Annotated in this window: 12 protein-coding genes and 1 pseudogene; 2 read left to right on the top strand and 11 right to left on the bottom strand. The window is 65.0% G+C overall.

What is annotated here, in order from left to right; translation table 11 throughout:
• Positions 1–3: 3 nt before the first annotated feature.
• From RMO89_RS14815 to RMO89_RS14790, 6 genes are all read right to left on the bottom strand, one after another.
• A complete protein-coding gene (locus RMO89_RS14815) occupies positions 4–948 on the bottom strand; it encodes a glycoside hydrolase family 16 protein (RefSeq protein WP_310534052.1) in 945 nt (314 codons plus the stop codon).
• The gene (locus tag RMO89_RS14810) at positions 945–2,444 is read right to left on the bottom strand and encodes a tryptophan 7-halogenase (protein WP_310534050.1); all 1,500 of its coding nucleotides are present in this window, start codon (positions 2,442–2,444) and stop codon (positions 945–947) included. The genes RMO89_RS14815 and RMO89_RS14810 overlap by 4 nt, the downstream gene beginning before the upstream one ends.
• Positions 2,444–3,475 carry a cupin-like domain-containing protein gene (locus tag RMO89_RS14805; protein WP_310534048.1) on the bottom strand — a complete coding sequence of 344 codons (1,032 nt, stop codon included), beginning with the start codon at positions 3,473–3,475 and terminating at the stop codon, positions 2,444–2,446. Before RMO89_RS14805 ends, RMO89_RS14810 begins: the two co-directional genes overlap by 1 nt.
• Entirely contained in the window at positions 3,468–4,187 is a 720-nt protein-coding gene (locus tag RMO89_RS14800) for a SapC family protein (RefSeq protein ID WP_310534047.1), read from the bottom strand. Before RMO89_RS14800 ends, RMO89_RS14805 begins: the two co-directional genes overlap by 8 nt.
• Positions 4,184–5,728: a tryptophan 7-halogenase gene (locus RMO89_RS14795; protein ID WP_310534046.1), complete on the bottom strand. Its 1,545-nt coding sequence runs from the start codon at positions 5,726–5,728 to the stop codon at positions 4,184–4,186. The genes RMO89_RS14800 and RMO89_RS14795 overlap by 4 nt, the downstream gene beginning before the upstream one ends.
• 100 nt (positions 5,729–5,828) lie before the next feature.
• A complete protein-coding gene (locus RMO89_RS14790) occupies positions 5,829–8,780 on the bottom strand; it encodes a TonB-dependent receptor (RefSeq protein ID WP_409035561.1) in 2,952 nt (983 codons plus the stop codon).
• A gap of 282 nt (positions 8,781–9,062) precedes the next feature.
• Here RMO89_RS14790 and RMO89_RS14785 point away from each other — a divergent pair, with 282 nt between their 5' ends.
• Complete coding sequence (locus RMO89_RS14785; RefSeq protein ID WP_310534043.1) at positions 9,063–10,730, top strand: M28 family metallopeptidase; 1,668 nt, start codon at positions 9,063–9,065, stop codon at positions 10,728–10,730.
• 11 nt (positions 10,731–10,741) lie between these two features.
• Here RMO89_RS14785 and RMO89_RS14780 read toward each other — a convergent pair whose 3' ends face one another.
• On the bottom strand, positions 10,742–11,248 hold the full coding sequence (locus RMO89_RS14780) for a reverse transcriptase-like protein (protein ID WP_310534042.1): 507 nt from the start codon (positions 11,246–11,248) through the stop codon (positions 10,742–10,744).
• Between RMO89_RS14780 and RMO89_RS14775 the strand changes: the two genes are divergently transcribed.
• Positions 11,247–12,203: a complex I NDUFA9 subunit family protein gene (locus RMO89_RS14775; protein ID WP_310534040.1), complete on the top strand. Its 957-nt coding sequence runs from the start codon at positions 11,247–11,249 to the stop codon at positions 12,201–12,203. The genes RMO89_RS14780 and RMO89_RS14775 overlap by 2 nt on opposite strands.
• 34 nt (positions 12,204–12,237) lie before the next feature.
• Here RMO89_RS14775 and RMO89_RS14770 read toward each other — a convergent pair whose 3' ends face one another.
• The 4 genes and pseudogenes from RMO89_RS14770 to RMO89_RS14755 form a co-directional block, all read right to left on the bottom strand.
• Positions 12,238–12,909, bottom strand: a complete 672-nt coding sequence (locus RMO89_RS14770; protein ID WP_310534038.1) for a glutathione S-transferase family protein — start codon at positions 12,907–12,909, stop codon at positions 12,238–12,240.
• A gap of 84 nt (positions 12,910–12,993) precedes the next feature.
• Complete coding sequence (locus RMO89_RS14765; protein ID WP_310534036.1) at positions 12,994–13,464, bottom strand: hypothetical protein; 471 nt, start codon at positions 13,462–13,464, stop codon at positions 12,994–12,996.
• A gap of 84 nt (positions 13,465–13,548) precedes the next feature.
• Positions 13,549–14,322, bottom strand: a complete 774-nt coding sequence (locus RMO89_RS14760; RefSeq protein WP_310534035.1) for a ParA family protein — start codon at positions 14,320–14,322, stop codon at positions 13,549–13,551.
• Positions 14,323–14,439: 117 nt separating this feature from the next.
• Positions 14,440–14,823, bottom strand: a pseudogene (locus RMO89_RS14755) (TonB-dependent receptor); the annotation flags it as partial.

Raw genomic sequence — 14,823 nt, 5'->3', positions numbered from 1 at the left:
GCCCTATTCGCCCTTCCCCGTGGGTCGATCCACGGCGGCGGTAACGGGCTTTGCGTCTTTTTGCCAGACGCGAACCCAATCAATGGCATAGCGCTTCGGGAAATCCTTGCGCGAAACTCCGCCAAGCCCGCGCGTTTCAGCCAGCTTGCCGCCGATGGCGAGGTTGAGGATCAGGTGGAACCTCTGATCGAACGGCGCGCCGCGGGTCTTCGATCCGGAGGACCACCAGTCGCTGGCCTTGCGCTCGGCAAAGGGCTTGCCATCGATCAACCAGACGATGCGATCGGGGGCCCATTCGATGGCATAGGTTTGGAAGCCTTCCAGCACCTGCGGGGCGTGGACCTCGTCGCCCGAGTGGACGTTTTTCGGCCATTTCTCGCCGAAGTGCAGCGTGCCGAGAATCGTGTCTTCACGCCCGCCCTTGCAGGTCTTGCAGGGGACGCCGAGGTTCACTGCCTCAAGGATGTCGATCTCGCCCGATGCCGCCCAGGGGCCATAAGTGTCCTTTTCGGGCAGCATCCAGATCGCCGGCCAGGTGCCCTGCCCTTGCGGCAGGAGCGCGCGAACCTCGATCTTGCCATAGCGCCATGCGGCCTTGCCCCGCGTGGTCAGCCGCGCGGAAGTGAACTCACGGGTGGCCTGCGCGCGGGGATCTGCGGCGGTCTTGCGCTGCGCTTCGGGGAGGGCCGGGCCGGTGTAACGCTGGCGGCGTGCGGTGATCACCAGCTTGCCATCGACAATCGCGGCATTGGCGGGGCGCGCCGTGTAGCACTGCCGCTCGTCATTGCCGCCGCCCCAGCAATCGACATCGAAGCCCCATTTGGCTGGGTCGATGGCCGGCTGGTCGAACTCGTCGGACCAGACCATTTTCCAGTCGTCGGCAAGCGCCGGTGCGGCCGAGAGCAGCACTGAACCCGCAGCAAGCAAGCCCAGAACACGCGCGTTCATGCCGCTTCCGCCGCGCGCGCACCGCAATAGCTTGCGACATAGGCCTGGTGTTCAGGCAGGCTGGCGACCGTTTTCGCCACGCTGTCGCGCAGGCCGGAGAGCAGGTGATCCAGCTCCTTGTCCGAAAGCTTCGTAGCGATGGGATGGTAGGCGCGTGGCATGATCCCCTGCCCCATCATCACCTGAACCCAGCTGTTCTCGGCAAAAAGCTCCTCGTTCTTGCGGAAGACGCGGCCGGTTTCGCGGAACAGTTCGATCTTCTGGGTGAGGCTTTCGGGGATCTCCATATCGCCGCACTGACGCCAGAACGGGCTGTCGCGGCGCTCGGTGGCCTTGTAGTGGAGGATGAGGAAATCGCGGACCTGCAGCATGTCGGTGTGCTGCTGCTCGTTGAATTCGGCCACGTCGCGCTCGCTCACCTCGCCCATCGGCATCATGCGGATGAGGCGCAGGATGGCCCGCTGGATGAGGTGGATACTGGTCGATTCCAGCGGCTCCATGAAGCCGCCCGACAGCCCGACTGCAACGCAATTGCGATGCCACTGCTTGCGCCGCGCGCCGGTGGTGAAGCGGATGAAGTTCGGCTCGGTAAGGCGTTCGCCCTCGATCGTGGAGAACAATCGGTCAAGTGCGGCATCTTTTTCAAGGTATCGGCTGCAATAGACGATGCCGTTGCCCTGCCGGTGCTGCAACGGAATGCGCCACTGCCAACCGGCATCATGGGCAATCGCGCGGGTGTAGGGAATGGGTGGTCTGACCGAGGCGGTCTGGACGGCGATGGCCGAATCGCAGGGCAGGCAATGCGTCCAGTCATCGAAGCCGACATGCAGCGCGCCTTCGATCAGCAGGGCGCGGAAGCCGGTGCAATCGACGAACAGATCACCTTCGAGCCGCTGCCCGGAATCGAGCACCAGCGCGGCGATGTTGCCGCTCTCGCCATCAAGTTCGACCCGGCCGATCTTGCCCTCGATCCGGAAGGCGCCATCCGCCTCGGCGAGCTTGCGCAGGTAGGCGGCGTAGAGCGTGGAATCAAGCTGGTAGGCATAGTTCATCCGGTTTTCCGGAAGGTGCGCGAACTTGCCGGCATGGGCGGCTTTCAGCTCAAGGCAGTAATCGTCGAAACTGTGCCGGTGGCCCTTGGTCAGGCCGTGCAACCAGAAGTGCTGGAAGCCCGCCGACCAGTGATCGCGCCCGGTGAGGCCAAAGGAGTGGAAGTAGGTGTCGCCGTCCAGCTTCCAATTTTCGAAATTGATCCCCAGCTTGAACGTGGCCTGGGTGGCAGCCATGAATTCCGCCTCGCCGATGCCGAGCAGGCGGTTGTAGTTGACCAGCGGCGGAATCGTGCTTTCGCCCACGCCGATCGTGCCGATCATATCGGATTCCACCAGGGTAAGCTCGATCGAATCCCCCATGGTGCGCGCCAGCGCAGCGGCGGTCATCCAGCCGGCGGTGCCGCCGCCGGCAACGACGACACGGCGCTTCTTGTATTCACTCATCATCGGCTCAATGCCCTCAGGAGGAAGGATCGCAAGCGACCGGCGGATTCGGCGTCGAGCGGATCAAGCACACCGCGCGCGCCTGCCGGGATGTGGTCGGTGGCCTCTGGCCCGTTATCGAAGACATAGTGATCGAACAGATCGCGCCAGATCGCCTTTTCGGCAGCGGGCAGATCGCGGATCGAGAGGATCGCGTGATTGAGCGCGTCCTGCGGCTGGCCAAGAAAGCGCGGCGTTTCGCGCCACCAGTAATTCATCAGCACATTGAACGGGGCCAGTCCTTCGACATGGTGCCACCACATTGACGGGATGAACAGGGCATCGCCCGGCTCCAGTTCGGCCACCAGCGCGTGCTCCAGCGCATTGGCAAAGCGCGGGTGGGCGGCAAGGTCCGGTGCATGGAAATCGACCATGCTCACCGCGCGGCCGGCGGGGGTGTTATCGATCGGGCCGAGGTAGAGGTTGCCGAACTGGCCGGGCGGGAACAGCGTGAAGCGGCGCTTGCCGGCGACGCAGCAAGCGAGATTGTCGGGAAAGTCGTTATGCGCGGCGATGCGTGTCGGCGTGCCGATCCACAGGCTTACCAGCGGCTCGCGGGTGCCGAGGTCCAGATGGTTATCCGCCTCAAGCCCGTCGAAATGGGTCGGCACGTCGATGGAACCGAGATAGATCATCGGCGCGTCGGCGCGGCCTTCATTGGCGTCGATGCCGGAGAAAATATCCGCCAGCTTGCCTTTCGCCATCTTGAAATTCATCTGCATGGCGGCGTCGTAGAACAGCCGGCCATCGCCGCCGGGCGCGCCGATCGACACAGCGAAAGGCACCGGGCGGGCATGATCGACGAGGTAGGCCCGCGCGTCTGCTGCCGAGCGCAGGCCGGCCTGAACCAGCGGCCAGTCGCGCACGAGGCCGCGGATCACAAAAGGCGTGGTCGCACCGCGCAGCAGGCCGTCCAGCGCAGCGGCATCGGGTGCCTCGCGCTCCTGCACTGCCGTCAGCGCGGCATAGATCGAGGCGTCGGCCTCAGCCACCCATGACCTTCGCGTTCTTGCGGTCGACCAGTTTCGAGAACTGCGAGAGCGAGGCCAGCGCCATGTACAGCGGGCCGAGGTGCCCGGCGGCAAGCAGATCGCGCAGGGCATCGCCATCGAGCGTCGCCAGCTTCTCCTCGTTGACCGTCTGGAAGCCGACCAGCGAATGCTTCGATCCGTCCCCCAGCGGCACTTCGAGCGTGAACGGTTCGATCAGCGCATGGCGTTCGAGCGCGGCAAAGAAGTCCTCGCCCTCGCGGTGGGCATGGTCGAGATCGCCGAGCATGGCGGCGATCCTTTCGAGGTGCGGGGTCGGCTTGCCCTCTTCATCGAACACCAGCGTGCCTTCGCCGCTGGACGATACGCGCGGGTGATCCATGTCGACATGGACTTGCGGCTCCGCCCCTTCGCTCGCCGGACGGCCGATCAGGAAGGGCTGGATCGACAGCGCCACCGGGCGATAGCCGGCATCCCAGCGGTCGCCGGCAAGGAACAGGTTTTCCCCGTCCTCGAAGCCGAACAGCGCCAGCGCCGACATCCGGCCAGAGGTAATGTCGCGGCGAAAGACGATGGGGAAATGCGCCTGCACCTGCCGGAATTCGGCCGGCACGGTGAGGCAGGCCATGGTGGCATCGCCGTAAGCCGCGCCGGCATCGACATGGACGCGCAAGCCGGCATGGTCGCCACTGTTGAGAAGCTGGTGGTTGCTCATTGGCTGGCAAGTTCTCCCTGAGCCGCGCGCGTCTGTGCGGCTGCGGCAATGAAATAGTCCCGGTTGGCCGGCAGCGCCGCTGCCAGTGCGCGGGAACGATCGCGCACTTCGGCCAGCTTGGCCAGCGCGGCGGGTGAAGGATACCCCGCATGGGCAGGCGGCGCAAAGCCCATGCCGTAGAGCACGTATTGCTGACTGGCGGCAGAGAATATCTCGTCGACGCGCGGCAGGTCCCAGGTTGATGGCGGCTGGTCGCGCCACAGCGTCAGGTATTCAGCCAGCCGGGCGGGAATCGTCTCGGGCGAGCGCTGCGCCAGCCAGTAGGGCTCGCGGCGGCGACTCAGCACGTAATGCAGCTTGAGGAATTCGACGATGCGGTCCCAGCGATAGCGGAACAGCTCATTGAAGCGCCCGGCATGGATATCCATCGCTGCGCGGCTTTGCGGGAAGTTGTCGGCCAATGCCTTGATCGACAGTTCGATCATGACGATGGCCGATGCTTCCAGCGGTTCGATGAACCCGGCGGACAGGCCCACGGCGAGGCAGTTTCCGGCCCAGAAGCGGTCGCGGTGCCCGGTGACGAAGGCCAGTTTGCGGGGCTGCAGGCTTGCTGGATCAACGCCCGGAACATGCGCGGAGACATAGTTCTTCAGGATCTGCGCGGCCCGATCATCAGACAGATGGCGCGAGCTGTAAACGCAGCCGATGCCCCGGCGGCTTGGCAAGGCGATGTCCCACAGCCAGCCGGCTTCGTGCGCCGTGGCGGTGGTCTGCGATGCAACCGCGCTGTCTGGCGCAACTGGAACCTGCACGGCCAGCGCGCGGTCGTTGAACGACACGTCGGAGCGGTCGATCCACGCCGCCCCGCAATGCCCGCCGATCAGGATCGCCGCCTGTCCCGAGCAATCGATGAACAGGTCCCCGGCCAGCGGTTCGTGCCCGCGCAGCTCGAGCGCGGCAATGTCCCCGCCGTCACCAGCCACCACGCCGGTGACGGCGGCTGAGACATGGCGCACGCTCAGCCGTTGGGTGGCGTGCCGCGCCAGCAGGGCGGCGAACTTGCCGGCATCGAGGTGGTAGCCATAGTTCAGCGCGCCGGCATAGTCCGGCATCGCGCGCTGGCGCGGGGCGAGGTTGCGCGCGCAGGCGGCGTGCTGGGCGGTCATCGCTTCGGCAAAACAGCGGTCAGCGGCAGTTGCCTGCCACGCGGCGAGGAGGTCGCGCATGTCACCGGGCGGCGGCGGGGTGAACGGGTGGAGATAGCTGTCTCCGGCGCTGCCATCCAGCCAGCCATCGAAGCGCGAGCCCTGCTTGAACGAGGCATCGCATTCGCGCAGAAATTCGCTTTCGGCGATGCCGATGGTCGCAAGCGTCTCGCGCATGGTCGGCCAGGTGCCTTCGCCAACGCCGATGGTGGGAATGTCGGGCGCCTCGACGAGGGTGATTGCCAGTTCCGGGTGCCGCGCCGCGAGCAATGCGGCCGAGAGCCACCCTGCGGTGCCTCCGCCGACGATCACGACATGTTCAACCGCGCTGGACATTACCGGGGCACCTTAGAGTGCATCTCGAAGGATAAAAGAGCCGCACTGCCATGGGGCAGTGCGGCTCAAGGTGTCTCAGGGAGGAGACAATGGCGTCACATCAGAACGAGAATCGCGCGCCCGCTGCATAGCGCGCATAACCGGGAGCCGAGAAGAACACGGTCTGGTCGTTGCGCATATGGCCACGGCGATCGGCGTTGGTGATGTTGATCCCTTCGGCAAAGACCGTCAGGCCCTTGCGCAATTCGTAGCTCATGCTGACGTCGAACTGGCCATAGGGCTTTACGTAGTAGGGATCGAAGCCATAGCCGGCGAGGAAGCCGTCACGCCAGTTGTAGGCGACGCGGGCCTGCAGGCCGTTCTTGTCGTAATAAAGCACGGCATTGGCGCTGTCGCTGACCCCGTTCACCGCGAACTGCGGGACGGTGTAGCGCAAGGCGTTGTCGAACTTCGTGTCGCTCTTGACGATCGTATAGTTCAGGATCGCACCGAAGCCGGTTTCCCAGAAGCGATGCTGCACCGCGAACTCCCAGCCCCACAGCTTGGCCTGCTGGGTGCTGTTAGTCGGCTGGGTGATGATGAAGTTGACCAGAGGATCGCCCGAAGTGCCGATGATGCCGCCATTGGCGGCGTCATAGGTCGAAGGATACTTTGCGGCGATATAGGCAACAATCTGCGCCGCCGAGGCGCCCGATCCCAGAGCCGTGCGGGCTTCAGCCGCATGCGGACCGGCTGCGGCATTCGTCAGGCCGAACGCGGGCATGTTGACCTGCGTCTGGCTGATGAAGTTGCGGACCTTCTTGTGGAAGAACCCGGCGGAAATGTAGCTGTCGCTGCTGTAGTACCACTCGGCCGAGAGATCGATGTTCTTCGACTTGTAGGGCAGCAGTCCGGGGTTGCCGCTGGCGCCGGTGCTGCCGCCGATACGGATCGGCGAGTCCAGCGTCGTGCCGCCCTGTAGCGAGCCATAGTCGGGCCGGGTGATGGTGTGGCTATAGGATGCGCGCAACTTGATGTTGCCACCTGGCGACATGTCGAAATCGAACGCCGGCAGCCAGTTCTGGTAACGGCCCTTCAGCGAAGCAGAAGCCGATGTCGCACCATAGATGATCGCGGTTTCGTTGCCGCCGGTCCACACCGTTCGGTTCGGAATCGGCACCAGCGCCGACGAATCGATCTTGGTGTTTTCATAGCGCAGGCCCATGCGCAGGTGCGCCGGGTTGCTGAACAGGTCAAAGGTGTGCGAGTTCTGGATATAGGGCGCCCAGGTCCGTTCCTTCACCGTGCGGTCGGCGGTGTACTTGGCAAGACAGGTGCCCGCCGCCTGCGACGAGGCACAGATGCCGATCTGCTTGTCGAGCAGGGTGATCAGACTGACCGTGTCGACCTTGAAATAGGTCGGGATGATCCCCGCGCCGTTCGAACCGACCATGCCCTTGAGGTCATTGGGCAGGTCCGTGGCGGAGTAGAGGCTGTCCGGGGTGTTCGCGGCGGTCAGCGTGCCGCCCCAGGTATCATTCTGGATGACGCCGAAGGCCGAACGAACGTGATTGTCGGTATAGGTCACGCCGAAGTCGAGGCTGTCGATGAACGAAGCGTCGAAATCGAAACCGCCGCGCAGCGAAGCTTCGTTGAGCTCGTCGCGCATATAGGCATTGCGGAAAGCGTTGCCTGCGGGGCGGATGTTGCCCGCGTTGATTTCCGAACCCGGATACATCGACACCGAGATCACCGGCATGTCGGTGGTGAAATCGACCTTTTGCGACTTCACGCCAAAGATCGCGCTGCCCACGGCAATGCCGCTGCCATAAGGCAGGGTCGGCTTGCTTTCGGCGGTCGAGTGATGACCATCAAGCTCAAGTCGCAGGCCGCCCGGGCCGTCCCACTTGAGGTTGCCGCCCAGCGAGCGGTTGACTGACCGGTTGGCCGCGACCGCACCGGTGATGGCGAGGTCCTTGCCCGGGCCGAAGTTCTCGGCATAGAAATTGGGGCCGGCGGCCGGGCCATCGGTCCAGCTGCTGCTGGTCTGGTCGTGGTTGAACCAGACGCCGATCGAGTTGGTGCGCGCGTCGATGGTGTTTTGCGAGAAGGTGTAGTCGATCGTCGCGACCAGCGTGTCGGTCGGCTTGACCTGCAGGACGGCCTGGCCATTGATCCGCTCGCGATCGAAGCTGGTGAAGTCATAACCGGCGTTCTGCGTCACCTGATAGACCGTGGTCGGACCCGGACGGTTCTTCGTCTGGGCGAAGTTGCCGCGCCAGTCGTTGGCGTCGACCGGCAGCGAGCCCCAGTTGTTTTCATTGCCAAGATAGCCTTCGCGCCAACCGGCGTTGAACTGCGCCTGGCTGCCCTTGCGGCGCTGGTACGAACCGCTGACCAGCACGCCGATGCGGCCGTCGGCAAAGGTGTCGCTGATGATGCCCGAGACTTCGGGCGAGATCTTGCTGCCTTCGAAGCGCGAGGTGTCATAGACTGCCTTGACGCCGATGCTGCCGGTGAAGCCGTTGCGATCAAGCGGGCGCGCAGTCTTGATGTTGATCACCGAGCCGATGCCGCCGGTGGCCAGCGTGGCGCGGCCGGACTTGTAGACTTCGACGCCGGAGATGCCTTCAGAAGCGAGGTTGCCGAAATCGAAGCTGCGCGATGCCGGAGCGCCGCTGCTACCGCCAAGGCTGGATGCCGGCATCTGGCGGCCGTTGAGCAGGACGAGGTTGAAATCAGGGCCAAAGCCGCGAACCGTGACGGTCGATCCTTCACCGCTGTTGCGGTCAATCGATACGCCGGTGATGCGCTGCAGCGATTCGGCGAGGTTGGTATCGGGGAACTTGCCGATGTCTTCAGCCGAAATGGCATCGACGACGCCTTGGCCATCGCGCTTGATTTCCAGCGACTTGGCAAGGCTGGCGCGGATGCCGGTGACGACGATGGCATCGGGGAGATCGGCTTCGGCCTCAGCGCTCTGGGCCATGGCGGGCTGAGCGGCAGTGCCAAGCGCAACAATCGACGTACCCAAAAGGAAGCGTCCGATCATCGGATTGCGGAAGGCCTTCATCAACGATTCTCCCCCAGAAAACGGCGCGATTGTGCGCTCGTCATGCTTGTTGTGAACGTTCACCTAAATGATAACGTTCACTTCGTCAAGCCGGTGCCGCCCGGGTTTTCAACCTTGCGGCCTTCAAGCTGGCCTGAACGGCGATCCTCGGACACTTCTGAAGCCCACGGCTGGCTCCTGTCCAGAGGGTACACGAAGGTCGACGGGCGAAAAGGCAATCAGGCGCGTCAGATTGCAAAAGCGGGGGATGGCTTGGCTGGCGTGATGGGCTAGACAGCGGCGATGACCAGACCGCTCCTGACCCTGTGCGTCCTTGCCCTTTCCCTGTTGCCGATTGCCGGCGCCGCCGCAAAACCGCCGCGCGCCGAGGCCCCGGCGATTTCGCCGCAGCGCTTGTCCGATGACGTGCGGACGCTGGCATCGGATGGCTTTGCCGGCCGCGCGCCCGGTACGGCTGGTGAGGACAAGACCATCGACTGGCTGGTCGGCCGACTGAAAGCGATCGGACTCAAGCCCGGCGGCCCGGACGGCACGTGGACCCAGCCTGTGCCGCTGGTCCGCACCCAGCTTGGCAGCGGCACGATTACCGCTGCGGGCACGGCTGCTGGCACTGGGCAAAGCCTGACCCTCACCCAGAAGCGCGACATTTACCTCAGCACCGTGCGCGCCGCTGATCAGGTGCGCATTGCTTCGTCCTCGCTGGTCTTCGTCGGCTACGGCGTTACCGCCCCCGAACGCGGCTGGGACGATTTCAAGGACGCCGACCTCAAGGGCAAGGTCGCGGTGTTCTTGATCAACGACCCGGATTTCGAGGCCAAGGCCGGCGAGCCGGTCGCAGGCCGCTTCGGCGGTCGCCGGATGACGTATTACGGGCGCTGGACCTACAAGTTCGAGGAAGCCGCCCGGCGCGGCGCGATTGCCGCGCTGATCGTCCACGATACCCCCGGCGCCGGCTATGGCTGGAGCACGGTCACGGCACCCGGCGGCGAGAACTACGACGTTGCCGGTGCGCCGAACCGGGTCGCCTTGCAAGGCTGGCTCGAAGGCGATGCCGCAAACCGCCTGTTCGCCGCTGCGGGCCTCGATCTTGCCGCCCAGAGGGTCAAGGCCCGGTCAGCTGAGTTCCGGCCCGTCGAACTGGGCATAGCGCTTTCAGCCGATCTTCCCGTCACGCACGAGGCGCTGATGAGCCGCAACGTGCTGGCGCGGATCGATGGCAAGAAGCGGGCGAGCGAAGTGGTCATGTTCGGGGCCCACTGGGACGCCTATGGCCAAGGCGCGCCCGACGCGCAGGGGCGCACCGTGCGGCCCGGTGCCAATGACGACGCGCTCGGCGTGGCCGGAATGCTGGAGGTTGCACGGGCCTTCAAGCGGGGCAAAGCGCCCGATCGCAGCGTGGTCTTCGCCTTCTGGACCGCCGAGGAGCGCGGCCTGCTCGGTTCGGAAACCTATGCGACGCGGCCGGTCTACCGCGCGGTGGACACGGTCGCCAACATCACGCTTGATATTCTCCAGACCGGCGGCCCCGCCCGCGACGTGATGCTGGTCGGTCAGGGCCAGAACAGCCTGGAGGACGATCTTGCCGCCGCTGCGGCGCGGCAGGGGCGCAGGGTCACGCCCGAAGCCCTGCCTGAGCGCGGCTTGTTCTACCGCGCCGATCACTTCCCGCTGGCCAAGCGCGGGGTGCCGACCCTGCTGTTCATGGCGATCAGCGGCGCGCCTGATCTGGCCAAGGGTGGCCGCACTGCCGGTCAGGCCTGGCTCGATGGCTATATGCGCTGCTATCACCAGACCTGCGATGCCTGGAGCGAGGCGCTGGACTTCGGCAGCGCCGCGCAGGACGTTACGCTGGCCTACCGCGTGGGCCGCGATCTCGCCACATCGACGCGCTGGCCGCAGTGGCGTCAGGACTCCGAATTCCGCCAGACGCGCGCCAAGGACGGGCGCTAACGCAGTCCAGTCTATCGCGGATGCCGCGCGGCCAGGGCAATCCCCGCGAGATTTTGCGCGCGTTTGATCCAGCGGATTCGCGCACCGGGCACCTGCTTGGCAAGGTCCAGCAAGGTGGCGGCATGGGCGTGCGGGGCATGGCCGGTTCGCAAGGCCTCGCCAGCGTGGTCGATGATTTCGCGCGCATCACCAATCAGCACGATGTCTTTCAGACCGAGCGACAGAGCCTGCTTTAGCGCGCAAATCAGCGCTAACCACTCGGCATCGCTGTTGGTGCCCTGCCCCAGATCGTCGAACAGGTAAGCCGCGCCGCGGATCACCACCGCAGCCTCGATCGTGCCGGGATTTGGACGGCAGCCGCCATCGAAGAAGACTTTAGTCCGGTGGCCGGACCTGCGCGTTTCCATGCGCTTGCTGCTACCCGAAAAGCTGACTGACTGCGAGGCTTGCCCTGTTGCCCAGATTGCCGGCTTGGGGCAAAGGGGCGCGATCAGATTCTTGAGGCTTGGAACCGACATGACGACTTCGCAAAACGAGCTGAACGGCAAGCTGGTGGTGCTGGTGGGCGGCAGCGGCTTTTTCGGTGCCCATGTGGCGCAGGACCTGCTGTCTCGCGGCGCGCGCCTGCGGGTGGTGTGCCGCACGCCGAAGAAGGCCTACCGGCTGAAGGCGCTCGCCAATCTGGGACAGATCCAGTTCGTCCGTGCTGACCTGGCCGACCGTTCGGTCCTGCCGGCTATCGTCGCCGGGGCCGACGGGGTGGTGAACCTTGTCGGTGCGTTCAAGGGCGATCTCGACACGCTCCACGTCCGCGCGCCCGCCGCGCTGGCCCGCGCCGCCCGCGAAGCCGGCGTCGGCGCCTTTGTCCAGATTTCGGCGCTCGGCTGCGATGCCGAGAGCGATGTCGATTACGCCCGCACCAAGGCCGAGGGCGAAGCCGCTGTACGCGCCGAATTCCCGCAGGCGACGATCCTGCGCCCGTCGATCCTGTTCGGGCAGGACGATGCCTTCATCAATATGTTCGCCGGCCTGATCTCGCGCCTGCCGTTCCTGCCGGTGTTCGGGCCTGAGGCCAAGTTGCAGCCGGTCTTCGTCGACGATGCGGCTGAAGCCGTAGGCAATGCGCTGGCCAATCCGGCGGTCTTTGGCGGCAAGACCTATGACCTTGCCGGTCCAGACGTGATCACCATGGGCGAACTCAACCAGCGCATCGCCGCCGCGCAGCACCGCAAGCCGCTGTTTGCGGAACTGCCCGATGCCGTGTCCGGCCTGATCGCGGCGGCCACCGGCTGGCTGCCGGGTGCGCCGCTGAGCACGGATCAGTGGAAGCTGCTGAAGGCGGGGAACGTCGCCTCAGGCGGCCCGGGAATCAAAGCGCTGGGCGTCGATCCGCGCCCGCTCTCGCTGTTCCTTGACCGCTGGATGGTGTCCTACCGCAAGCACGGGCGCTTTGGCAGCAAGGCCAGCGTGTAAATCCTGCCTCGGGCGTCAGCCCGGCAAGACCAGCTTACCCGTCGACATCCCCGTAATGCTCGGGCGGCTGGATGCCGTCCTGCCGTTCGGCGAGCAGCGGGCGGAAGCTCGGGCGGCTTTTCATCACCGCGTACCAGCTACGCGATTGATCGTGTCCCGCCCAGTCGATCCCGCCGAGATAATCCGCCACCGAAACGTGCGCGGCGGCGGCAATGTCAGCGAGACTCATCGTCGCGCCGCCGATCCATGGGCGGCGGTCGAGCAGGTAGTCGATGTAATACAAGTGCTCGTGCGCCAGCTTCATCGCCTGGCGCAGCGCGCGGCTGTCAGGCGGCTGGCGCAGGATGACGCGTTTCTTCATCTTTTCAAGCAGCAGCGGGCCGGAGACGTCCTCATAAAAATTCTCGTCAAACAGCGCGACGAGCCGGCGCACTTCGGCGCGGGCCGAGGCATTGCCGGGGATCATCTGCGGCTTTTCCGAGGTTTCCTCGAAATATTCGCAGATCGCCCGGCTGTCGCACAGCGTCAGCTTCTTTTCTGGATCGTGGAGCATCGGCACCCGCCCGGCCGGGTTGCGGCCGAGGAATTCGTCGCGGCCCTCCCACGGATTTTCGCGCCACAATTCATAGCCCACGCCCTTTTCGGACATGAGCAGGCGCACCTTGCGGCTGAAGGGGCACAGGGGAAATTGGTAAAGCTGCCACATGACCTGCCCCAATGGCGCATAGCACCGCCCTGCTCCAAGCCATAAGACCTGAAACAGGGCGATTTTATCTGTGCAAAAGCCGGATCAGTAGTCGCGGGGGTCCGGACGGCGCTCTGCACGGCGGTCCGCACGGTCGATGGCGCGGCGCATCTGTTCGGCCATGCGCTCGAATTCGGGGATCATGTCCTCGATGGCGCCGGCGGTACGGCCCATCTGGCCCATCGCGCGCGGCATTTCCCGTGCAAGGTCGCCGGGCAGACCGCGCAGGCCCGGCCCGGCGAAATCGCGAACCCGGGCATCATAGGGAACGTCGCGCAGGTCTTCGTCGCCCCATTCGCCAGCAGCGCGGGCAAGCGGGCCAACCCTGAGGTCGAGCAGCATCTCGCTCATGATCGCGGCCATGCCCGAAGCGCGCGCCTGAACTGCCGGATCGGTCAACCGTTCAGCCACGCGTGAATCGTGTCGGGCCGCATGGCTGGCCGGGCGCGCCATTGCAGACGAAGGAACCAGCGCCGCAAGCGAAACGGCGGCGGCCAAAGTGATACGCGAAATCATGCCGAACCTCCTGTCAGCGGGACGGATACAAGCGCGCGGTCATGGCGAGGTGCTGCTTTCAGGTGCCTGAACGCAAGGGTAAGATCACGCCGGTACGGGCACCTTTTCAGATGGAACGAAGTCTGTTCGCTCAGCCAGTTTCGCCTCGATGCCGGCCCACAATCGGTCGAGCGCCATGTCCACGCGTGAGCCGCCCGCCCCTGCACCGACGGGCCGGCGCTCGGCCGCCGCAGTTTCAACCTGGTTGGCCATGGGTATCACCGGCCAGCCGAACATGTCGCTCGCCCGCAAGGCGCGCTGGTTCGGCCGCTGGGCGTTGTACATCGACAGCACGGGCAGGATCGGCGGGTGCCGGCCATGGAGCGCAGCGATTTCCCGCCGCACCGAATCGAGCGTGCGCAGCGCCATTGGCGATGCCCGCAGCGGGACAATGAGGACATCGGCGGCATTGACCACCTGCTCGCTGACTTCGTTCAGCGTCGGCGGGCAATCGAGCACGATGCGGTCATAGCTTGATGCCAATTGGCCGGATAGCTGCGCCAGCCTTCGCTTTTGGCCGATCCGGGCCAGCGAGACCGAAAGCGAGCGCAGGCTGGTGTCCGCCTTGAGCAAGTCGAGACCGGGATAGGGCGTCTGCTCGATCAGGTCGCGCGGGCGGCCATCGCGCTGGAACACCGAGGCGGCATGAGCGCGCGGGCGATCATCGATGCCGAGCAGAAAAGCCGAGCCGCCCTGCTGGTCAAGATCCCACAGCAATGTCCGAAAACCGCCGCGCATGGCCGAGCGCCAGGCGAGATCGACCGCAAGGGTCGTCTTCCCAACGCCGCCCTTGGCGCTGAACACGCCGACAACCGCCATTTCCCTACGCCCCGTCTTGTTTTGCGTTGCTTAGGGAGTGCCACTCCATTGAGCAATAGGGGGCTGGAGGCTGTACCGATCCGGATCAATTGCCGCCGGAAACTCGGGCTCGCGGGTCTAAAAGCTGCCCTTGACCTGAAAGGTGAAGATCGGCCCGATCAGCCGGTTGCGCTCCTCGGTGAAGGCAATCGGCGCGGTGGTGCGCGGGCCGGTGAACACGGTGCGGTTCCAGTGCTGGCGCGCGCCGAGCAGGTTGTTGGCCTGCAGCCGCATGGTCAGCCCCATCACGTCCTTGTGCTCGATAAAGGCCGAGCCCCAGAACGGGCCTTCGTAGTCATGACCAAACTCGGTGAGACGATAGCTCATCGACTGTTCGTAGTGGCCCAGCCCCACACCCCATGCGACCTGCGATCTGGGAATGTCGTGCCGCAGGTTCGCCTCGATCCCCAGCTTGGTATAGCCGTTGAACGGGATGCGGCCGCTGCCCAGCGGGTCCTTGTA

This window comes from Novosphingobium sp., from assembly GCF_031424035.1.
GTDB lineage: Bacteria > Pseudomonadota > Alphaproteobacteria > Sphingomonadales > Sphingomonadaceae > Novosphingobium.
This window is presented reverse-complemented; position numbering and strand designations above follow the sequence as displayed.